The 23768-nt window shown below is 28.5% G+C and carries 19 protein-coding genes; 9 read left to right on the plus strand and 10 right to left on the minus strand.

From position 1 onward, the window contains the following. Positions 1–18 precede the first annotated feature (18 nt). On the plus strand, positions 19–768 hold the full coding sequence (locus tag EPJ79_RS05445; RefSeq protein ID WP_147738726.1) for an outer membrane beta-barrel protein: 750 nt from the start codon (positions 19–21) through the stop codon (positions 766–768). Positions 769–966: 198 nt separating this feature from the next. Here the strand turns inward: EPJ79_RS05445 and tilS are convergent, their stop codons facing one another. The 4 genes from tilS to EPJ79_RS05465 form a co-directional block, all read right to left on the minus strand. Beyond that, positions 967–2310 carry a tRNA lysidine(34) synthetase TilS gene (gene tilS, locus EPJ79_RS05450; RefSeq protein WP_147738727.1) on the minus strand — a complete coding sequence of 448 codons (1344 nt, stop codon included), beginning with the start codon at positions 2308–2310 and terminating at the stop codon, positions 967–969. A gap of 5 nt (positions 2311–2315) precedes the next feature. Next, a complete protein-coding gene (locus tag EPJ79_RS05455) occupies positions 2316–3659 on the minus strand; it encodes a PhoH family protein (RefSeq protein WP_147738728.1) in 1344 nt (447 codons plus the stop codon). 184 nt (positions 3660–3843) lie between these two features. After that, positions 3844–4893 (minus strand): hypothetical protein, encoded by a 1050-nt coding sequence (locus EPJ79_RS05460; RefSeq protein ID WP_147738729.1) that lies wholly within the window; start codon positions 4891–4893, stop codon positions 3844–3846. 392 nt (positions 4894–5285) lie between these two features. Then, complete coding sequence (locus tag EPJ79_RS05465; protein ID WP_147738730.1) at positions 5286–5777, minus strand: hypothetical protein; 492 nt, start codon at positions 5775–5777, stop codon at positions 5286–5288. A gap of 324 nt (positions 5778–6101) precedes the next feature. Between EPJ79_RS05465 and uvrC the strand changes: the two genes are divergently transcribed. The 5 genes from uvrC to selD all read left to right on the plus strand — a co-directional run bounded on the left by uvrC (position 6102) and on the right by selD (position 10128). After that, positions 6102–7952: an excinuclease ABC subunit UvrC gene (uvrC, locus tag EPJ79_RS05470; RefSeq protein WP_147738731.1), complete on the plus strand. Its 1851-nt coding sequence runs from the start codon at positions 6102–6104 to the stop codon at positions 7950–7952. Positions 7953–8127: 175 nt separating this feature from the next. Beyond that, a complete protein-coding gene (gene rplU / locus EPJ79_RS05475) occupies positions 8128–8439 on the plus strand; it encodes a 50S ribosomal protein L21 (protein WP_021959590.1) in 312 nt (103 codons plus the stop codon). A gap of 4 nt (positions 8440–8443) precedes the next feature. After that, positions 8444–8791 (plus strand): ribosomal-processing cysteine protease Prp, encoded by a 348-nt coding sequence (locus EPJ79_RS05480; RefSeq protein WP_147738732.1) that lies wholly within the window; start codon positions 8444–8446, stop codon positions 8789–8791. A 14-nt stretch (positions 8792–8805) separates the two neighbouring features. After that, entirely contained in the window at positions 8806–9060 is a 255-nt protein-coding gene (rpmA, locus tag EPJ79_RS05485; protein ID WP_021959592.1) for a 50S ribosomal protein L27, read from the plus strand. Between the two features lie 21 nt (positions 9061–9081). Beyond that, entirely contained in the window at positions 9082–10128 is a 1047-nt protein-coding gene (gene selD / locus EPJ79_RS05490) for a selenide, water dikinase SelD (protein WP_147738733.1), read from the plus strand. A 32-nt stretch (positions 10129–10160) separates the two neighbouring features. On the opposite strand, the gene EPJ79_RS05495 is transcribed toward selD, so the two are convergent. Continuing rightward, positions 10161–11774 carry a CTP synthase gene (locus EPJ79_RS05495; RefSeq protein ID WP_147738734.1) on the minus strand — a complete coding sequence of 538 codons (1614 nt, stop codon included), beginning with the start codon at positions 11772–11774 and terminating at the stop codon, positions 10161–10163. Positions 11775–12708: 934 nt separating this feature from the next. On the opposite strand from EPJ79_RS05495, the gene EPJ79_RS05500 reads away from it, so the two are divergent. The 3 genes from EPJ79_RS05500 to EPJ79_RS05510 all read left to right on the plus strand — a co-directional run bounded on the left by EPJ79_RS05500 (position 12709) and on the right by EPJ79_RS05510 (position 17023). Further along, positions 12709–15621: a hypothetical protein gene (locus tag EPJ79_RS05500; RefSeq protein WP_158634351.1), complete on the plus strand. Its 2913-nt coding sequence runs from the start codon at positions 12709–12711 to the stop codon at positions 15619–15621. 175 nt (positions 15622–15796) lie between these two features. Then, positions 15797–16219 (plus strand): PepSY-like domain-containing protein, encoded by a 423-nt coding sequence (locus EPJ79_RS05505; protein ID WP_208745253.1) that lies wholly within the window; start codon positions 15797–15799, stop codon positions 16217–16219. Between the two features lie 402 nt (positions 16220–16621). Next, positions 16622–17023 (plus strand): Hsp20/alpha crystallin family protein, encoded by a 402-nt coding sequence (locus EPJ79_RS05510; RefSeq protein ID WP_147529144.1) that lies wholly within the window; start codon positions 16622–16624, stop codon positions 17021–17023. A 95-nt stretch (positions 17024–17118) separates the two neighbouring features. Here EPJ79_RS05510 and grdF read toward each other — a convergent pair whose 3' ends face one another. From grdF to EPJ79_RS05535, 5 genes are all read right to left on the minus strand, one after another. Beyond that, a complete protein-coding gene (gene grdF, locus EPJ79_RS05515) occupies positions 17119–18426 on the minus strand; it encodes a sarcosine reductase complex component B subunit beta (RefSeq protein WP_147738737.1) in 1308 nt (435 codons plus the stop codon). A gap of 37 nt (positions 18427–18463) precedes the next feature. Next, entirely contained in the window at positions 18464–19750 is a 1287-nt protein-coding gene (gene grdG / locus EPJ79_RS05520; RefSeq protein WP_147738738.1) for a sarcosine reductase complex component B subunit alpha, read from the minus strand. Positions 19751–19767: 17 nt separating this feature from the next. Next, positions 19768–20832 carry a YkvI family membrane protein gene (locus tag EPJ79_RS05525; protein ID WP_147738739.1) on the minus strand — a complete coding sequence of 355 codons (1065 nt, stop codon included), beginning with the start codon at positions 20830–20832 and terminating at the stop codon, positions 19768–19770. A 157-nt stretch (positions 20833–20989) separates the two neighbouring features. Continuing rightward, positions 20990–22210, minus strand: coding sequence for an arginine deiminase (gene arcA / locus EPJ79_RS05530; protein ID WP_147738740.1), 1221 nt, complete (start codon positions 22208–22210; stop codon positions 20990–20992). Between the two features lie 30 nt (positions 22211–22240). Next, positions 22241–23686: a sodium:solute symporter family protein gene (locus tag EPJ79_RS05535; RefSeq protein WP_147738741.1), complete on the minus strand. Its 1446-nt coding sequence runs from the start codon at positions 23684–23686 to the stop codon at positions 22241–22243. Between the last annotated feature and the right edge of the window lie 82 nt (positions 23687–23768).

The raw sequence follows: 23768 nt of genomic DNA on the forward strand, positions 1-23768 counted from the left end.
ATAAAAGGAGATAACAAAATGAAAAAAATTAAAAAATTTCTTCTAACAATTGCAATGACGATGATTTTTAGCGTATCGGCATTTGCGGCAAGTGGGTTCGAGTTTATATTAAATGTGCCTTTCGGTTTAAGCGTTGGTTTTGAATCGGTAGATTTGGGTATGCTACCAGGCGCTGACGGAATTACGCAACGAAAAATCGAAGACGCAAGTCCTGGCGTAGGTTTCGATATTGGAGTTGCGGCGCAGTTGGGTTATATGTTCCAAGTTAAAGACGGTTTTGGAATAAGCGTTTTGGGAGAATTGGGCTATAGCCATGACACAATATCTGGAACTTATAGCAAAATCGAAGGAGGAGACGGTAATAGTATTAATTGGAGCGGAATAAAAGCAATTTATACTTTAGAACAGTTTCAAATTGGATTATTGCCTAAATTTAATATTGGAGCATTTTCAATAGGAATTGGCGGAGGAGTAAAAATTCCGATAAGCGCTAAAGAAAGAGTAAAAATAGACAGTTTGGGAATAGACGAAAAGAGTAAATTTAAACCTGCCGATGCCGTTCAAGGTTATATAAAATTAACTTTTGATTATTCTCTTTTCTTCACTGATAATTTAGCCATGAATTTCGGTTTGTATTTAGGATATGATACTCCTCTTACTGCAACGGCAAGAGATGCGTCATATTTTACCGCTTTATTTGAGAGAGTAAATGTTCATGACTTTAATGTAGGTTTGCAATTAGGATTTAGATTTGGACCGAAAGCTTAAAAATCTTTTTCAAAATTTTTCATATAAATTCTAAAACACTTGATTTGCGGTTTATACTTAATTGTATAAACCGTTTTTTATGTATTAATTTTATTTTTTTTGAGAAAAGCAGAAGCTTATTAATCGATTGTTTCGCTTCACGCTGTGTGCCTCTCGTAATGACAATATCCTTATTAAATCAAAATCTCTTATTCTCATTTAAACAAAATCAATCTCTATTATATATTTATCTTTTTCAGCAATTTCACTTTTTTTTGAAATTCTATTAATCGCATAAGGTTTAAGATAAATCGCGCTTATTTCATTATTTGAATTTTCTATTATTGGAATATTATCTCTAACTCTTAAAGGAATTTTTGAATCTATAAATATTTTTCTTAAATACTTTTTCTCTCCGTTAGGATACGAAATTAAAAAGTCCGCATTTTTTCTTTGCCTAACAATTATTGGATAATCGCATTTTATATATAATTTTTCTTTATAATTTATATTTTTATTTTCAATCGTTTTAAAACTAATATTTTTATTTAAAAAATTATAAATTCCATCTTTTTTAATTTTTAAATAATTGTTTATATTTTCTTTTTTTTCAATTTCTTCTATAATCAATAAATTATATTCTTTAATCAAATTAAAATTATCTAATCTTAAAATAACATTGCTTTTTTTCGATTTTATTATTTTAACTATTTCAGAAATTCTTTTTTCGGTTATCTCTATATTATTTTTTTCGCTTTCGGCAATAAATTTCATTATTATTCTATTAAGAAAAATTCTATTTAAATTTTTAATATTTTCTATATTTATAGAATTTTTATTTATCAAATTTTTTTTGTAAATATTATTAATTTTCTTTCTTAAAAATTTATTCTCCAAATAAGCTTTTTTTGAAAATTTTATTATATTATCTTTTGATTTTTTATTAATAGTTTCAAGCATTGGAATAATTAAATTTCTTATTTTATTTCTCGCATATTTATTTTTTTTATTTGAAGCGTCCTCTCTATATTCCAAATTATTTTCTTTCGCGTAATTTTCAATCTCTTCTCTATAAAAATTAAGAATCGGGCGTAAAATATAATTATTCTTTTTTTTAAGGCAATTATAAATATCCGCTCCAGCTCCTTTAATCATTCTATAAATTATCGTTTCGACAAAATCGTCTTTATTATGAGCGATAATCAAATAATCGAAAATATTTTTATTGTAAAGCTCTTCAAAAAAATTATATCTATCTTTTCTCGCTTCATTTTGAATATTTTTTTTATTATAACTTCCTTCTTTTATTTCTTTAATGTAAATATTGAGATTATATTTTTTTGCAATATTTCTTGCAAATAATTCGTCTTTTTTAGATTCTTCTCCTCTCAAATTATAATTTATATGAATAATTATAAGATTAAAGCCAAGTTCTTTTTTTAATTTGTAAATTATATGAAGAGCAGTTTGCGAATCGATTCCGCCAGAATATGCTACAGCAAAAGTTTTTTTATTTATATCTTTTATGTTTTTAGTTAAAAATTTTTTTACGCTACTGAACATATTTTTTATAAAACATTCGCGGCAAGTTCCGCAAGTTTTGAACGCTCGCCTTTTTCCAAAGTAACCGTTCCGCTTAAAACTTCCGCTTTAGTTCTGTCTATTAAATAAGTTAAACCGTTATTTCTTTCGTCCAAATAAGGCGTGTCAATTTGATGAATATCGCCCGTGAAAACTATTTTAGTTCCTTCGCCAGCTCTCGTTATAATAGTTTTTATTTCATGCGGAGTTAAATTTTGAGCTTCGTCAACTATAAAGTATATTTTATTCAAACTTCTTCCTCTTATATAAGCCAAAGGAGATATTACTATTTTTTCATTTTCAAGCATTTTCCTAATATTTTTACTCTCATCGCTATCTTCGGAATGTATATGCTGTATAACCGATAAATTATCGAATAATGGCTGCATATAAGGTTCTAATTTGCTATTAACATCGCCAGGCAAAAATCCCAAATCTTTATTTGACAAAGCGACTATAGGACGAGCAAGCAATATTTGTCTGTATTCTCTTCTTTTTTCAAGCGCCGCCGCCAAAGCCAAAAGCGTTTTTCCCGTTCCCGCTTTTCCCATAACAGTAACCAAAGGAACGCTATTGTCAAGCAAAATATCTAAAGCCATAGCTTGCTCTTCGTTTCTTGGCTTTATTCCATAAGCGCTTATATCGGTATTTACATAAATAATCGTATTGCTGTCTTCTTTATATTTGCCTATAACCGCTTCGTCTTCTTCGTTTACTCTATAACATAAATAAGTATTTGGATAAATAGAATGTTCGCTTTTAATTCCTATTTCATTATTATTTTTAAGTTCTTCTATATATACTTTAGCGTTATCGCCCGATATATTTTCAATTCCCGTAAACAATGAAGATAATTTTTCTATTTTGTCCGTATTATAATCTTGAGTATTTATTCCTAAACTTCTCGCCTTCATTCTCATATTAATATCTTTAGTTATAAGAACGACTCTGAAATCTTCGCATTTAATATTATAAGCTGAAGAAAGAATTTTATGGTCGGGAATATTTCCAGAAAATATTTTTTTGAAATCCTCTCTCTCTTCGTTATTTACATCTATAAATATTTTGCTTTTATTTGGAAGAATCACTCCGTTTGTAAATATATCTTTATCTTCGCTACTTTCCGAAAGCGTATCGAGTTCTCTTATAAACTCTCTTGCGTTAAAATTAATTGTGTCGCTTCCTTTTTTGAATTTATCTACTTCTTCCAAAACTGTAATCGGTATTACTATATTTGTTTCTTCAAAAGAAAATATAGATTTAAAATCATGCAGTATAACATTTGTGTCAAAAACGAATACTTTTTTATTAGGAATAAATTTTTCAGTCATTTGCAAATCCTTTAGTATTTATAATTTTATATTTTTTATTATTATGATATATAAATTAAAAAAAATCAAATATTAAAAAGGATTATTTAATTTGATATTTTTTAAGAAAGTTAATTTTTAAAAATAAAGTTAAAAAAAAGAGGCTTACCCTTTCGGATAAACCCCTTAAAATTATATTCCCAAATTAATTAGGACTTCCTGGTATGAACATGTAATTCCACCAAGGCGTATTCCAAGAATCTGTGAATTTTACATATCTCGTAAATGTTTTAACTAGTTCTTGAGGTTTTTTACCTATATATAAACTAGCATCTTGCATTTTTCCAAATCTGTTATCGAGGTTTCTTTCATTTACTTCCCACCACCAATAGTAAGAATCAACGCCTGCGCAACCGCTTAAGCCTTCATTAGCCTGTGGATTCATAACCAAAACTTCTATATAATCTTTTTGGAAATTTCTCTTAAAGTATATATTTTCACCATGAACGCCATTCCAGAATTTAGACAAAGTTATATTAGCCTCTATAAATGTATGAACTGCGTTTTTAGCGCTTCCTCCAGAACCATATATTCTTTCAGCTTCACTTCCGCCTATAGCCATTTTATAAATAGCTCCAACTGTCCAGTTTCCCGTATGAGCATATTCATGCGTTACGCTATCTTCATTTCCATATTTTTTTGCGGTGCAATTTACATAATCTACTATAACCGCTCCTACAAATTGTTTGATTAATCTGTTATCTTGTTTGTAGTAAATATCGCCTTTAGAATCAAAATAGTAGTAATCTTGTAGATTTGATTTTTCACCAGTTGCTGGCTTGCTTTTTTGGAATTCACTAGGTGCATGATAATTTCTACCATTTCTAATTGCGAAAACTTTACCGTCATTAGCGGCTTTTCTGTTAATTTGGTCGAGCCATAATTGATTTAGTTTTGCGCTATCTCTGTAGTCTACTGCGACTTTTTGAGAACTTGCAAAAGGAACAGTAACTGTATATACTGAGCCAGCTTCTTCTGGAAGAGTAATTGAACCTGTTCCATCGCTATTAGTTTCGCCGCCAGTAGTTCCGTCACCAGAACCCGTTCCACCGCCAGTAGTTCCGCCACCACTAGAAGTAGATAAAGAAGTCGATTGAGTTGGGGTATCGCCACCACAAGAGACAATCGTTGCCGCAGAGAATGCAACTACTAAAATTATAACAGCCATTCTCCACAATAATTTTGATTTAAACATATGAAACTCCTCGTCAAGGTTTCCATCCTTGACTTTAAATATTATTTTATAAGATTTTATTAACCTTACATCTATAAGATAATAAATATTTTTAAAAAGTCAAGAACTTTTTTTAATTTTTTTCTACTTTTTTTAAATTTAAAAATAACTTTATTCATATTTTTATATAAAATCAAAGCTTTTATTAAAATAAGAATAATTGAAACAATAACAAATACCGAAATAAACCTTTTTTAATTATATTTATTTTTTATAGAAATAAATCGTTATTATGCAATACACATTTAAATAAAGTTAATCTTTTTTAATTGACAAAAACAATAACAATAAAAAAACATGAGGAAAAGAAATCTTCTCCTCATGTTATAACTCAATCTTTTTTTAATTAACTATTATCTTATTTGAAATGTAATTTCAGCAGAAGAACCGCCCCATTTAAATACAATCGTCAAATAACCGCCGTCTTTAAAAGTAGCTTTTGCATCTCCTACGCTAACCACATCGCCACCGATTACTATATTATAATTTTTGCTTTCAGGCGTTAAGTTGTATGATGTTCCGCTACCGCTTACATCAAATATTATGTCTTTTTCGCTATTATTTTTGTCATTAAAAGTTGAATCATTATATGTTTCAATGATTACCTTGCCGTCTTTTATAGACGCCGTATAGTAGCGAGTTTCACCGCTAACATTAAATTTCTGTCCGCCCGAATTATACACTCTGCCATTAAAAGTAGCTATAGTGTCTTCTGGTTTTACTATTTCGTTTTTCACTTCATCTGAAGTTGAAAAATTGGCTGCCGTAGGCTTCTTTTTACATCCTGCCATCGACACGGCTAAAACCGCAACTAAAACTAATAAAATGTTAAAATATTTTTTCATTGTTCTATTCCTCCTCTTACAATGAAATAATTTTTTTTATAAATAAAAAACCATAATAATTATTTAGATTTTTGTTTTATTATTAGGTTTATTATTTATCTTACACCCTTAAATATAATAAATTATTTTAAAAAGTCAACTATTTTTAATCAACTTATTTTTTTATACGAATAAATATAATTATCATTATAAACGCGCAGGACATAGAAATCAATTTATTCCTAATTCTTAATAAAATTGACAATTCTAATTTGTTTAGTATAATCTATTAAAAATAAAAAATAAAAAAATAAAATTGTATGCTTAATAATTAATAACAAATATATGAAAGAAAAATTTAAAGAACATATAAATGAAAAATTTAAATATATTCCCGATAATCCTGGAATATATTTTATGAAAGACGAAAAAGAAAATATAATATATATAGGAAAAGCAAAATCTCTAAAAAAAAGAGTTCTTTCTTATTTCAATAAATCGATTAAAGACACTAAAACAACCGCTCTTGTGGAACATATAGCGGATTTTGATTATATTTTAACCGAAAATGAAGTCGAAGCTTTGATACTTGAAGCGGAAATGATAAGAAAGCATAAGCCTCATTATAATATACTTCTTAAAGACCAAAAATCTTTTCCTTTTGTGGCTATAACAAACGAGCATTTTCCAAGAGTTATAAAGGCGAGAAATGTTATAGATAAAAATAACGCTAATAAATATAAAAGTTATTTCGGACCTTATGTTGAATTTGGAAAAGCGGATGAAATAATAAAATTTGTGATAGATAATTTTAAATTGAGAAGATGCAAATATGATTTTCCGCTAAAAAAACCTATAAGACCTTGTTTGTATTATCATATAAAAAAATGCACCGCTCCTTGCGCAAATTTAATAAATGAAAAAGATTATGATAAAACTGTAGAACAAGCTTCAATGATTTTGGATGGAAATATTGATAAACTTGTTTCAAACTTAAAAAGAGAAATGAAATCTTATGCAAAAAAAATGGAATTTGAAAAGGCTAAAGAAATTAGAGATAAAATAGATATTCTTAAATCGATTAATGTAGAACAAAATATATATATTAATGAAAATGACGACATGGATATTTTGGGAATTTACGGAGAGAATGGAAATTATATTATAGTAATTTTGTCGGTTAAGGACGGAAAGCTTGCCGACAGAAAAGATTTTTTTATAAAAGCTCCTTCTATTAATAAACTTAAAAAATTAGAAGAATTAAAAGGACTTGCAAAATATTCCGATATAGTTTCGGCTTTTTTTACTCAATATTATATTTACGGCAACTTAATTCCTAAAATAATATTAACCGAAATAAAAGTAAACGATATAAAGGTTATTAAAGATTATTTAAAAAAAATATCGGGCAAAACTGTAAAAATAAAATTTGACAAAACAAAGAAAGGCTTAATAAATATAGCAAACAATAACGCTAAACATCTTTTTGAAGAAAAAACTTTAGCTAAAGAAATTCCGATTGGAATTAATAGATTAAAAGAAATATTTAAATTAAGCAAAGCTCCAAATATAATAGAATCTTTCGATATCGCGCATATTCATGGAAGTTATACTATGGCGGGAATGGTTAGATTCGTTAATGGAATTTCTGATAATAAAAATTATAGATTATTCAATATAAAAACCGTTAAAGGAATAGACGATTTCGCTTCAATAAAAGAGGCGGTTTATAGAAGATATAAAAGACTTAAAGAAGAAAATTTAAAATTCCCCGATTTAATTCTTATAGACGGAGGCAGAGGACAACTTAATGCAGCAATAGAATCTTTGAAAGAACTTGATATTAAAGGACAGCCAATAATGGCGCTTGCTAAAAAATTTGAAGAGATATATTTGCCAAACAGAGAAAAGCCAATTTTATTGAGCGATAATGAGCCTGCAAGATTATTTTTACAACAAGTGAGAGATGAAACGCATAGATTTGTAAATACGAGTCATGGAAAGAAGAGAAGTAGAGAGATGATTAAAAGCGAACTTGAAAGTATTTCGGGACTTGGTAAAAGCGGTATTGAAAAATTATATACTCATTTTATAAATATAGAAAATATAAAAAGCGCTTCTTTAGAAAATATAAGAAATATTCCAGGAATAAGTTATAAAGTAGCGGATAATATATATAAGCATTTTCATAAATAATTATTTTTATAAATTAAAATATTATTGTTAAAATATTATCTATTAAAGCTTAAATTTTATATAATTTATAAAAACAAAATTATTATATATACTTGACAAAATTATATTAATATTGTATATTTAACAACCATGTAAACAATTAATATAAAAAATAATAAAACGGAGATAAACGATAATGTATGCAATAGTAGAAGTTAAAGGAAAACAATATAAAGTCGAAAAAGGACAAAATATATTAATAGAATATTTAGGAGAAGATGCAAAAGAGTCGCCTGAAATTAAAACTCTTTTATTAAAAAAAGACGATGAGAGCGTTATCGTTGGAACTCCTTATATTGAAAATGTAAAAGTTAATTCAAAAATAGTAGAAAGTTTGAAAGGCGATAAAGTGATAATTGGAAAGCATAAAAGAAGAAAAGACTATAGAAGAAAAACGGGACATAGACATAAATATCATAAAATAACTATAGAAGATATAATAGTTTGATTTTATGGCTTCGTTGGTAAATGTTCGTTATAATGTTTATGGAATTATAGAATATATTTCGGTTAATGGACATGCGGGAATAAAAAAAATCGGCGAAGGTTACGAAGTTTGTATAGCTTTAAGTTCCATTATGCAGGCAATGTGTAGAGCTTTAATTAGCATAATTGGAACGAGGCATTTAATTTATAAAATAGAAGACGCTAATTTGAGTTTAAAATTAAAAGATTTTGATAAACTTGAAGAAAGCAAAAAACAAGAATATAAAATTGTAAGCAACGGATATTTAATAGGAATAAAAGAATTAATTAAAGAATATCCCGATTATATAAAATATAAAGAAGAAATAATATAAAATAGGAGAAAAACATGGCTCATAAAAAAGGCGGCGGAAGTTCAAAAAATGGACGAGATAGTCAATCCAAAAGATTAGGCGTAAAAGTTTATGGCGGACAAAAAGTTATATCTGGCAATATAATTGTAAGACAGAGAGGAACTCAATTTCATGTCGGTAAAAATGTCGATATAGGAAGAGACCATACAATATTTGCAACCGCTTCTGGAACTGTAAAATTCTATACGAATAAATTTGGCAAAAAGGCAATAAGCGTAATTGCAGAATAATATTTTTATTATATTTTGTTTATGGAAGATAATATAGAATTATTATCATGCGCTTTGGAAGGCGGATGTTCAGCTAAAATTCCTCCCGATTTGCTTGAAAAAACTTTAGCTCCAATATTAAAATTAAAAACCGATTCTAATCTTTTATCGGATGTAGATATAGGAGACGATGCGGGAGTTTATAAAATTTCAGAAGATAGCGCTATAATATTTACGGTTGATTTTTTTCCTCCCGTTGTAGCCAATCCTTATTCTTTCGGACAAATAGCGGCTTGCAATTCTATAAGCGATATTTACGCGATGGGCGGAGAGCCTAAATTAGCTTTAAATATAACGATGTTTCCAAAAGAAGATTCGTTAAATATACTTGCAAATATCTTAAAAGGCGGACAAGATAAAGCGACCGAAGCGGGAGTATTAGTTGTCGGCGGACATACGATAACGGACACTACGATTAAATACGGAATGGCGGTTATAGGTTTTGCAAATCCTAATCAAATAACGACTAATTCAAACGCTAAAGACGGAGATATTATAATTCTTACAAAACCATTGGGAACGGGTTGTTGTCTTGCGGCTATGAGAAACGGACTTATTAAAGAAAACGATATTGAAGATGTTTTTGAAGCTATGAAAACTTTAAATAAAAAAGCATGTAAAATAATGAATAAATATAATGTTAAATCGGCTACTGATATAACGGGATTTGGATTAATCGGGCATGCTTATAAAATGGCTTTGGCGAGCGATGTTTGTATAGAAATAAATACTTCAAATTTGCCTATGTTTAATAAATCTTACGAAGTTATAGATATGGGATGCATTCCAGGAGCCGCTTTTACAAATATGCGTTATGTCGGAGAAAATATTTTATTAGACGATAATATCGATTATAATTTAAAAATGCTTTCATTCGACCCTCAAACTTCGGGCGGTTTATTTATATGCGTAGATAAAGATAAAGGCGAAAATATGCTTGCAGATTTATGGAGAGAGGGAGTAGTTGACGCTTCGATAATCGGAAAAGTTTGCAAGAGATATAAAGAATATATAAGATTAATCAAATAAATTTATTCTTTTTTAAAAATTTTATTAAATCATTAAATTAATTTTTTAGCCGCGTCTATAAATCCTACAAATAAAGGATGCGGATTTGTTATTCTTGATTTTAATTCGGGATGAAATTGAACGCCTATCATATAAGGATGATTTTTAACTTCAACTATTTCTACCAATTCTCCGTTTTGCAATTTTCCCGTTATGATTAGTCCGTTTTTTTCCATATCGTTTATATATTCGTTATTGAATTCGTATCTATGTCTATGTCTTTCGCTTATTATTTTATTTTTATATAATTTATAAGATAAACTTTCTTCTTTAATTTCGCAAGGAAAAGCGCCGAGTCTCATTGTTCCGCCTTTTAGTATATTTTTTTTCTGCTCTTCCATAAGAGTTATTATTGGATATTTTGCATTTTCATTTACTTCAATAGTATTCGCTTCTTTATAACCTAAAATACTTCTTGCAAACTCAACGCACATTAATTGCATTCCCAAGCAAATTCCCAAATAAGGAATTTTATTTTCTCTTGCATACTTTATAGCTTCAATTTTTCCTCCAATTCCTCTCTCTCCGAATCCGCCTGGTATAATAAGCCCGTTTATGTCTTTAAAATAATTTTCTATATCTTTATCGTTTTCTAAAGTTTCAGCCGAAATCCATTTAATATCTACATTAATATCGTTATAAATTCCGCCATGATTGAGCGCTTCGATTAAAGAGATATAAGCGTCTTTCATTGAAATATATTTTCCGACTATCGCTATTTTTACTCTTTCGTTTTTTATAGCTATATTTTTTTGTTTTATTATTAAATCATTCCAATTTGACAAATCTATTTTTTCGGTTTCAAGTTTAAAATGTTTGCAAACGACATTTGAAAGCCCTTGACTTTCTAACATTAAAGGAACATTATAAATATTAGGTTCGTCAAAATTTTCAAATACATTTTGTTTAGGCAAATTGCAAAATAAAGCGATTTTAGCCTTATGCGAATCTTCCAAATGTTTATTCGTTCTGCAAACTATAATGTCGGGAATAATTCCGCTTTGCATAAGTTGTTTTACGCTATGTTGAGTCGGTTTAGTTTTAATCTCTTCGGATGAACTTATAAAAGGAATTAAAGTGACATGAATATATAAAACATTTTCTTGTCCTAATTCGGCTTTTATCTGTCTTATCGCTTCAATATATGGCAAAGATTCTATATCTCCGATTGTGCCTCCGATTTCGGTTATAACTATATCCGTTTTTTTTGGGTCATTTTCTCTATAGATTCTATTTTTTATTTCGTTAGTAATATGAGGAATAACTTGAACCGTCTCACCCAAATATTTTCCCGCTCTTTCCATATTTATAACATGCTGATAAATTTTTCCCGTTGTCACATTGCTATATTTATTTAAATTTTCGTCAATAAATCTTTCATAATGTCCGATATCCAAATCGGTTTCCGTGCCATCGTCCGTTACAAAAACTTCTCCATGCTGAAACGGGCTCATAGTTCCAGGGTCAATATTTATATAAGGGTCGAATTTTTGAATAGTTACGCTTAATCCTCTTGATTTTAATAGTCTTCCCAAAGAAGCCGCCGTAATTCCTTTTCCAAGCCCAGATACGACTCCGCCCGTTACAAATATATGTTTAGTTTTCATTTAATAACCCTTTTTTATTTTTATAAACAATATCATTAAAGAGATATTAAATCAAGTAAATTTTATAAAGTAAAATTATCTATAATTAGATTGTAATATAATTAAAATTAATTTCATAAAATAATCTTGCTGTCCTACGCTAAAGTAGGGTAGCAAGATTGGAGTTTTAAAATGAAAAACTCTTAAAATCTTGTTTTCCTGAAATAAATTAGGATATCAAGACATGAGAATTTCAAAATGAAGAATTCTAAAAATCTCGTTTTCCTATATAAAATAGGCTATCAAAACAAATTATTATAATGCTCTTATCGTTTAATCTTGTTTTCCCATATCAAATGAGATATCAAAGACAAAAAATTACAATCTTATTATGCTTTTTAAATCTTGTTTTCCGCATATTAAATAGGCTAGCAAGACATTATCGTTATTCTCGGTAAGCTATAGAAATTTTGTTTTCCTATATTAAATAGGTTATAAAAACAAAATGAAACACACAAAAAACATTCTTAAAATTTTATTTTCCCATATACAATAGGTTATAAAAACTTAAAAAATTTCTTCTAACAATTGCAATGAATCTCTTTTACCTATATGCAATAGGTTATAAAAACTAATGAGAAAATATTTTTACATTTTAATAAATCTTGTTTTTCCGCAATTAATTATTATCGGACTATCAAGACACTAAACTCAAAAAACAAAATTATTTGCAATATAACATATCGGCATAATTTGTCAATATTTTGTTTTCCTATATTAAATAGATTATCAAAACAAAGAGTTCTAACATGAACAACTCAAAATCATGCTTTCCTATTTAATAGGGTAGCTAGACTCAAAAAAACAAACTATTTTCAATTAACATTATTTAGTAATATATAATATTTTATTAATTTGTCAATATCGCTTGACATTTTATATTATAAATAGTATTATGAAATATATTCTTTTGGAGAAAAATTTTATAATGAAAGCAAATCGAAACTTTAATAAGTTCAATAAATTCAAAAATAAAAATTACGATAAGCCAAATATAAAACAACCGATAAAAATTCCAGAATTATATTATTTGTCATATTTCTTAAAAGATAGCAAAAAAGACGGAAATAAAAATAAAATTAAAAAATATTTTATGCCTTTATTAACTATTATAATTGAAGATAAAGATTTTAATAAAAATAATTTGAATATCAAAAAATCTTTTTCTGTTATTATAAAAAATAAATATAGAAAATTGCCGATAGAGTTTAAAGAAGAATATATTAAAAATCAGAATATATTTGAAGAAGAGATTATATTAAACGAAAAAATAGAAAAATCTTTTGAAGATGCAATAATATTTTTAAGAGATTTTAGAAATATTATGATTCATAAAAATATAAAAGAAGATACTTTTTCAAGATGCAATTTTAAGAATTTTGACGGAGAATTATTTTATTTTTTAAGAATATGTTTAAAGTCGGAATATAAATATAATTTAAGAGAAAAGAAATTATTAACCGATAAAAATTTTTCTTCGTATAAAACCGACATTAAAGAAAATTATATTGATAAAGTTTTGCAAATGAATTCGTTTGAAATGAAAAATGATTTTAAAAATATTCCGTTTATATACGCTTTAATTATATTAGCAATGTTTACAGAAAGTAAATATATTAAAGAATTATTGGATTTAATAAAAGTAAAAAAATTTATAAAAGATATAGTTTTGTCTTTTTCTTTAAGAGGAGATTACAAAACTTTGATTTCGGGAATTATTTCAGAAGAAGAAAAATTATATTTTAAGCAACTTGAAATGTCAGAGCAGATTTATAAAGAAACTTATAGCTCGGGGAAAAGAGCGATAAAGAAATTAGATTATTTTAATTATGATAATAAAGATAAAAAATATAATATTTACGATAATGTGATTAGATTTTATAATTATATAAATAGTTTTCCTAAAATAAAAGAATTTGAAAGCGATATAAGAGAGTTTAAGGCAAATGAAATAGTAAAATCAAATATAAATACTATGAACTCTATTAAAGAATATAATCAAAATGCAAGAGAATATAATAATAAAATAGAAAGAGGTTTTGTAAAATTAGCCGTAAAAAGAGAAAATAATAATCTCGAAACCGATTATAAAAAAATTATTCCGACTATTAAAAATGTATTTAGAGAAGAAGACATATTTATGAAAGAAGCTATAGAATTTTTATCTTCAAAATATGGCAATGAATTTGGAAAAGATACTTGGACAATTTCAGGCAATGCGGTTATATGGCTTGAACCTAACGATAATATATGTTTTGATGTGAGAAGAAAAGTTAAACCTTCTAAAAACGGAATGAATTCTATATATAAAATAGTTTATAACGAAAAAAATTCAAATAGATATAGTTTAAATAGATATAATTTAAGAGCTTTAATTACTTCTATACTTATAAACGGCGATTTGAGTTTTAAAGATTTGAAAGATACGGCGAGTAGCAATTTGAAAGTTAAAAATCATAATTCGGAAAATACAAATAATTTATCGCAGGATTTAAAAAATAAAATTCCTAATTGGAATAGATATAAAAAAGCGTCTTTAATCGTCAAAACCGTTAGAAAATCTATTATTAAAGATATTCATCTTCATAATAAAGATAGCGTAGGTTTTTATAAAGAATTTATAAGAATCTTGTATAAACTCGATAGCGGAAATTCAAATATTTACGATAATGTTGTCGAAATCATTAATAAATATGGAATACCAAATGAAAATCTTTCAGAAGAAATAATAAAGTTGTTAAAATATAATAATTTAAAAGATATGGCTTTAGCTTCTGTTGATATTTTAGTAAGCATTAAAAAGAAAAAAGAAATAAAGCAATCTATAGCTTCGTTTAAAACTTGGAGTAAATTTGCTTTCTTGCCCGTAAATCAGAAAAATCAAAATATTTATTCTTTATTAGGTTGGGAAAATATTAAAAATAATTTATTAACAGAAAATAGCAAAGCGGATATATTTGAAATTTTATTTAATTACTTTAAGAAAAATAATATAGCGATTCCTACTATAGTTGGAATATATCAAAATTATATTAAGAATAATAAAATTAATTATTATGAAGAAAAAGAAATAAGAAATATTATATCCGAAGAGATGATACTTTATTTTATATATTTAGAATATATAAAAAATATTGAAACTAAAAACAAAAGCTATTTTTATTTTGAAAGTCGTAAAAAAGATAATAATATTTTAGATTTTGATTTAATTTGGGATTTAAATCCAAAAATTAAAATTAATATTAAAGATTATATTAAAAGAGATACAAAACAATCTTTAGACTTTATATTTGATATTAAAAGAATAAAAGAAGACGGAAAGATAAACGGAAAAGAAGATTTGCAAAAATGTTTAGAAAGTTGTTTATCGAATTATAATATAATAATTAATCATAATGTTTTTAAAAGCAAATGTCCAAAACCGACTTCAATTATTCAAAATAATATTTTAAATGCAAATAATATTATCGATATAGTAAAAGTTTTGAGATGGGCGCAAAAAGAATTATTATATTTTATCTGCGGAGTGGAAACATATTTAATATATAAATTATCTATTTCATTAACCGAACATCAATTTAAAAGTCTATCTGAAGAAAAAGGTTATATTGATTTTAAGGACTTGATTGACAATTATAATAAATCTACCGATAAAAAACTTGATGGTAAATTAAGCATAGTTAAAAATATATTGGCGCATGGAAGATTAAGCGATTATGATTATAATATTATTGTAGATATTTTAGATTCTTCGCTTTCAAAACTTAATTTATCTTCTTTATACGAAAATTATAATAAAAAAAATTAGCAATTCAATATAATAGATTTTGAAAAAATTTATGTTTTAATATAAACTTCTTCTTTTCAAAGATAACATAAATCTTAATTTTTTATAATTTTATAAATTATAAAATATTTTATCTATTGCTAAAATATTGGTTATTATATATAATAAATAAAAAATATATTAAGGAGTTTTCATTATGAGAAAAACATTAGCTTTATTAATCACATTATCTTTCGCTTCAATTATGTTTGCCGATATGGTTGTTCCAATTTCGCAGTTGCCTAAATCGGCTCAAAACTTTATACAAAAAACTTTTCCTGGCGCTCAAATATTTAAAGTTGAAAGAGACGATGGAAAATTTGAAGTTAAATTAAATAACGGCGTTGATATGAAATTTCTTCCAAATGGAGAATGGGTAAATATAGACAGCGATTATACTCCTATTCCGATAACGGTTTTGCCTCAAGCGGTTCAAAATACGGTAAAACAAACTTATCCTCAAGCTTTTATTACGGATATTGAAAAAGAATTTGGAAATTATAAAATTAAATTAAACAATATGATGGAATTATTTGTTTCTTCAAGCGGACAATTTATTGGACAAAAAATGGACGATTAAAGTTCGTAAAATTGTAGCCAAAGAAGACAAATAATAATTTAATTTTAAAAGTTTAGCTTTATTTAATAAATAGATTTTCTAAAAGTCTATTTATTAAATATTATTTTCTATTGCAATATTTTATTAATTATAATTGAATAAATATAAAACTATAATTTTTTAATTTATAAAAAAGTATAGCTATAATATACAAAATTTAAAATTTTAATGTTTTATAATAATACAATTTAGTAATTCTTAATATAAATATAATCTTTTATTTAATAAAAATCGTTCAAAAACTATACATAAATTATAATCAAATTGGCATAATTCTTGCTTAATATATTGTATAACAAATGATAATTTTAATTCATTGTTATAAAACAAAATAAAAATTATAAATTAAAAGGAGATTTAACTATGTCAAGAAGAATATTTTTACCAGCTTTACATTCAATGTTGGACGATTTTAGAGGTTTTGATAATAGTCTTATCAATTTCTATAATAAGGCTTCAGATTATAAAATAGAAGAAGACGAAAAAAACTATACTATAGAAATGGATATGCCAGGCGTGAAAAAAGAAGATTTGGAAATCGGCATTAAAGAAAATATACTTTCAATATACGCCGAACGAAAGAAAGAAGACAAAACGGAAAATAAAGAATCCGTTGTAGTTTCAAAATACGAACAAAGCTTTAATATAAGTGCAAAAGGCATAGATATAGACAATATTCAAGCTAATTTGGAAAACGGAATACTCACTTTAACTCTTCCTAAAAAAGAAGAAGTGAAGTATGAAAGAAAGATAAATATAAGTTAATATTTCAATTTAAACCTCGTATAATAACAAACCTTCCTCTATAGTATTTATATAATAGAGGAAGGTTTGTTATTATATTTTTAATTATTAAAAAATTATTCGAATACTGTTTGTTCTTCAACTTCAGTTTGTAAAGCTTTCAAAGCTCTTTCAACCATTTTTCGTCTAATTTTTTTGCTGGCTTCTTCGCCTAAAGGAGGATTACCTAAAGGATAAGGAATACCAACGCCAGGAATAATTCTATTAGCTCCGATAGTCAATGATATAGGAACTACGGTTGCAATATGAACTACAGGAATTCCAGCTCGTTCAATTTCTTTTACCATCGTTGCACCGCAACGAGTGCAAGTTCCTCATGTTGAAGTCAATATAACGGCTTGAACTCCATCAGCCAATAATTTTGGAACAAAATCTTCTCCGAAATGTTTAGCATTACCCGTTGATGTTCCCGTTCCAGTGGTAGTTATAAAATAATCGGCTAACTCTCCTATACCGCCTTCAGCCTCTATTTCTCTCATAACATCTAAAGGTATAACCAAATTAGGATTTTTCAAAACAAAAGCTCTGTCATATCCTCCATGAACAGTCATAAACTCTTTAGAGTCCATAGCTTTTTTACCTTTGATGCTATAAACTCCATATTTAGTGGCGCTCGAACTTTCTATTCTATCGGGATTACCTACGGGAACTATACCGCCAGAAGTAACGAAAGCTACTTTTGTTTTTGTAATATCTTTTATAGCTTTTGCAGGAGGGACTTTATCAAAATAAGGCATAGGGTATTCGGTTTCAACTTTTTCGCCTTTTATTTTTCTTACTAATAAATCAACGGCTCTCGTAGAACCTCTAACTTCATTGAAGTAATTAACCCTTATTCCTCTTTCAAAATATCCTTCAACTGAAGGAGCTAAAATCTCTTCGCCATTAACTAACTTTTTAGATAGAGAAGCTACTTTAGGAATTGCATTTCGCATATCTGCAGCGGAATCTTTCGTTTCTATTATGTATAAATCCTTACGATACATATCAACGCCTGGATTTTCCTTATACATAGCCGTAACAACGGGAATTTTAAAATGTTCCTCAACTGCTACGCAAATTCCTCCGCAAGCGACACCATAGCGCCCCGCATTGAAAGCTGGACCAGCTATAAATAAATCTGGTTTAAATTCTTCCATCATTTTTATTATAGTGGTTTTAGCTTCTTCAAGATGTTCTCCAAAATAATTATCTCCGCATATAACGGTTGCTACTATTTCGTAATCATCTCCAAGACTTTTTTCTAAAGCGGCTCCTGGTCCTATTTTTTCTTTTCTAATTTCAGGCGGAATGCCCGCTTTTTCTTCTCCGCCTATCCCAGCAAAAAACTGATTCATATAGTGAATAACTTTTTTCTTGCTCATATTAAATACTCTCCTTAAAATTGTTTATTAACTCTAATTAATAACCTCTTGCCGCAAGCTTATTAAAACCGTTAGCAATAGTAGAAGCTATTATTATTTGCAATTCGGCTTCTATAGTTCCGTCTGGTTTTAAACTGCCTTCATATCCACCAATCATAGTTTCAACAAAATCTAATGTTCCTATAACCTTATCCATTTTTGGAAAGTCTATAATAACATTACCATTACCGCAGGAAACTAAAGTATCGGCTTCAGAAGTTATATCGGCAAGCGATTGAGATTTGCCATCTCTTCCAGGAAATTCGTCCGTAATAAGAACTACTTTAATTCCTTTTTGAGCTACTTTCTTGCAATTCATCATTAAATCCGTATCTGGATTACCGTAACCCTCTTCCGTAATTATTATACCATCCAAGCATAAGAATTCTGCCAATTTAGCTACCATATCAGAAGACCTTTCTTTATCGGCTAAAAATACATTTTCATTTGTAAGTATAACGCCTATAAAATTCAAGTCTTTTCCATGTCTCTTGTATAAATCTTCTATTACGGGATTATGAAAATGGTGATATGTAGTAACTTTATCGCAAGGAGCCACACAGTTTCCGCTTACTATAGCGCCGTCCATAATTTCGGTAGGATACATAAAAGTAGGAACAATCTGTTTAGCATCAACTCCATAATAATAAGTATCATGTAGTAAACCTTGCGATTGCAACATATGAACATATCCAACTTTAGGTAAATTAGGATATTGCGCTATTTGTTCCGCCAAAGGTTTTGTTTCATAGGTTACTATTTCATCTGGCTTTAATTCTTTTGCAGTCTCGCCTATTAAAGCCGCAACTTTAAGCCCAGCTAATCTTCCCGCTTCTTCATAACTATGCGTTTCTAATCCCTCTTTAGGTTCGATAACTACGCATACATTATTTGTTTCGGAAAAAGGAGTATATTTAGCCGTAGGTCCAGACATGTCTATAATGCCTTCTTGAAATCCTACAATACGCCCGCAAGTAACGACACATGCTCCTACTAAAGCATGAGTTCTTCCGCTACCGACTTCTTTTACTTTATTTATTACGCCAGGAAATATACCTCCGCCTCCGCTCACTTTTACTCGAGGTTCTATAACATCCTTTACGGGAGCTATACGAACGGATTCGCCTGGTCTTGCAAGTTCGACTTTTGCCGAAATAATTCTATCGTCTTGAAGCACGAGTTCTTCTATTTCTTTAGCACAAATATAAAGAACTCCGTTTTCAACTTTCATCTTATCGGCAAACTGAACATCCTTAATGAAAATTTTACCAAGTTCTAGTTTCATCAACTATTCCTCCATTTTTAAATATTTTTTATATTATTTTTATTTTTAATTCTTATAATACTTTTTATAAGCATTATAAAGAATAATAAAAATCCAACATAACCGTTTAATACATAAACTATATTTACCAATTTATCAAAAGGAATTTTTAATCCTATAAAACATCCAACAGCCGCTAATATAATCGTTACTATTTTAAATTTACCGCTACTATCGTCACTAACAACTCTTGAGGATGCAGTCCATAATAGAGGCACAGCCGTAGTATATATACCACCAATTACAATAACGGAAAAAACGGTTGCGAATATCGCGCTTATTTTAGAAGCTAAAATTAAAGAAGGTATTTGACTATTTGCTACTTCGTTTATATGAGCTAATAAACCTAAAGCCACTATAATAACCGCAATTGAAAATCCAAATGTTCCAAAAAAGGCGCCAAGCACTCCTTCTTTTTTACTATTAGCTTGTTTACCTAAAGCCGCTACAAAAGCCGTAAGCCATAGCATGCAAAATCCTATATAAGAAGCCGAAGAAAAAAACCAATTAGTAGAGGCTTTAGTTTTTTGAAGTTCTCCAACAATTCTATTTCCTTCGGCTAAACCGCTAAAATTTGTCACTATTCCATATATGCCTAGACATATAGATATAATACAAATTATAGGTCCTAATTTTCCCAAAACTTTTACTATATTTTTAAGTCCGAAAGCAACCGTTACTCCAGATAATATAGCCATAACAATAGCTCCTATAACTTCTGAAATTCCATATTGCTGTTTCATAGTCGCTCCCGCTCCAGCTATCATAACAAAATACGACATATATATAAACAAAGTTGAAAAATAATCGAAAAAAGTTCCGATGTATTTTCCACAATAATATATATATACATCGTTTGGTTTTTCAAAAGTATTATCGTATCCTACAAGTATAAAACTTGAGCATACATAAAGAAATACGATAAACATAACCAATGTTCCCGCCATACCCCAAAAACCGTATGCCGTAAAATATTGCAATACTTCCTGACCTGTGGCGAATCCCGAACCGATTAGAAACGCTATAATACTTCCGCCAAACATTATAACATTATTAATTGAAACCTTATTACCCCCCCCCCCATGTAAATTTCATAATAAAATCCTCCATAAATATATTTTAATATTTACTCCTCAAAATTTCTTATACAAATATTATAATTTTATTCCTATAACATTTCAAGTAGCATTAATAAATATATTATAAATCATCTCTATCAAAAGGCATAGACATACATCTTGGTCCTCCTCTTCCTCTCGAAAGTTCGGAAGAAGGCATAGTATGTATCTTTATTCCAGAATCTTCTAAAATTTTATTAGTTACTATATTTCTGGAATAACATATAACTTCTCCTGGTGATATGGCTAATGTATTAGAACCGTCATTCCATTGCTCCCTTGAAGACGCTATTAAATCGTCGCCTCCGCATTTAATGACGCTAACTTTATCCAGATTTAAATATTTTGCCAATAACTTATCTATATCTATATTCTCTAATTCTATACTTAAATCATTGGCATTTTTTTTCTTAATAGCGTAAGTAGTTAAAGGTCCTTCTATTTCGGGATGCATAACAAACTTATCTATATCTATCATAGTGAATACGGTATCAAGATGCATAAAAGCTCTTTTTCTTGGTATATTAAAAGCTAAAATAGTCTTAAAAAATTCATTATTACTAAATAAATTTTTTGCAAGTTTTTCAACGGACTCCGCATCCGTTCGCTCGGATATACCTACCGCTACCGTATCTTTAGATAGGATTAATATATCTCCTCCTTCTATACATGTGGTATCGTCTCTATTATACCATATAGGAACCGCTTTATCTTTAAATCTAAAATTATATTTAAAAATATATTTTCCGAAGAGAGTCTCTCTACTTCGAGTCACAGTTCTCATATGGTTTATAGAGACGCCGTTTCCTATTATAGAAAAAGAATCTCTGGTAAAATATAAATTCGGCATAGGGTCGACTGCAAAAGGATAATCGTAATCGAATACATCGAAGAAACTTCCTCTGTAACCTTTAACTTCGTCCTTTCTTATACCCGCCATCATTTTTGACACTAACTCTTTATTATCTTTAATATCGGATAGAAATTTTAGTATCATATCTCTCTTTTTACCCACAAATTTAAGGTCATTAACAAAATCTATAATGAAATTATTTCTAACCTCGTCGTTTATTAGGCTTTCAGCCGCTAAATCGGCGAGATATAACACTTCTACTCCGTTATCTCTCAATATTTTAGCGAAAGCGTCATGTTCTTCTTGAGCTATTTTAAGATAAGGTATATCGTCAAATAAAAGTCTCTCCAATATATCTGGTATAAGATTTTCCAATTCAAAATCGGGTCTATGCAATAAAACCGTCTTCAATTTTCCTATTTCCGAATAAACATTTAAACCGTTATTCATATATTCTCCTATTTTTTATATTTAAATATTTTAATTTGTTTCTTCATCTGGGAATCTTTTCATACCGTTGCCAATAAATCCTACCACTAAATACACTATAGAGCCGAATAATCCTGATATAATAGGAGCTTCCACCCAACCAACTTTTAATTTTAATATAAAAATTGTGCTGAGAACAAATCCTACTACCATAGACGATAAAGCTGCAGTTATATTGGCTTTAACTATAGGTCTCATCATAATAGGTCCGACAAACATAGCAATTAAACCGCCCGTTCCTATATATGCTATTTGATTTAGCATACCTTGAGGAGCAAGATAGGTTAATACAATACATAAAATACCTGTAACAACAACACCTATTCTATTTACCAATGAGCTGCTTGCCTTATGCTTACCAGAAATTGAAACAACCAAATCATGCGAAAGAGCCGCAGCTAATGCCTGTAATACGGAACTTATAGTAGACATCATAGCAAATAAAATAAATAGTATGATAAATCCACCTAAAAATGGAGGCAAATAAGTCGTTAGAAATACTGGCATAGCGCTATCTGGATTAGCTAAACCAGGCTGCTTATAAAACATATAAAGTCCAGCTAAAGGAATAAAACTTAAAATTATTCCAATAGGCGCCATTATTAAAGCCGTTAAAGGTATATTAATATTATCTTTAAATGACAAGAATCTAACAGACATATATGGAAGAGTTGTAGTAAATAAGAAAGCGTAAATAAATACCAAGAAACAGCTATACTTTCCTTGTCCATAAGGAGTAGAAGTTTCTGGGTTAATAAATTCTGGCTTTATTTCTCCTACTCTTTGAATAAGCTCACCTATTGAAATATCCTTGATAATAGCAAAGAAAACTACAAGAGCTCCTATTACCATTCCCATACACATCATAGTATCGGTTATAGCAACGGCTAATAAACCGCCTTGCACAGTAAATATTATTATAACTATCATTACTAACATGGAACTTATTTCTTGTGAAATTCCTAACCATTGAGAAGCAAGCAAACCTACTGCTCTTACTTGCCCTATACTAAATACGGATAAGAACACGAAAGTAGCTAAACCGCCAAAACAATGCACTATTCTTTTTTGAATAACATCGCCTCTGTGAGTCGTAGATATATACTCTGGAACGGTAAAACCTCCGCTTTCTTCAGCTCTTCTTTTCATAAAGCCTGCAAAAAATAATGTTCCAAAAGTTATAGCAGGCGCAAAAAAGAAATTAGATAATACCTCTATGGTCCCGTAAGCATAAGTTGTGCCTGGTGAACCTATGAAGCCCCAACCACTATAGCCTGTAGCCATTAATGTTCCTGCTCCAATAAAAGCGCCTATAGATTTAGCTCCCAATAAAAAACCTTGAGAATCACTTTTATACTTTTTTATTCTTAATTGAGACCAAAAGCCTACACTTAAAAGAATTAACGATGACACTATAAATATAATCCAATTAGTCATTATCTATTACCTCCTTTATTTTTATTTACATATCTAACGATGCATGCTATTATTGGAACTACCATTAAAATTATGCATCCAT

Source organism: Brachyspira aalborgi, from assembly GCF_008016455.1.
Classification (GTDB): domain Bacteria; phylum Spirochaetota; class Brachyspiria; order Brachyspirales; family Brachyspiraceae; genus Brachyspira; species Brachyspira aalborgi.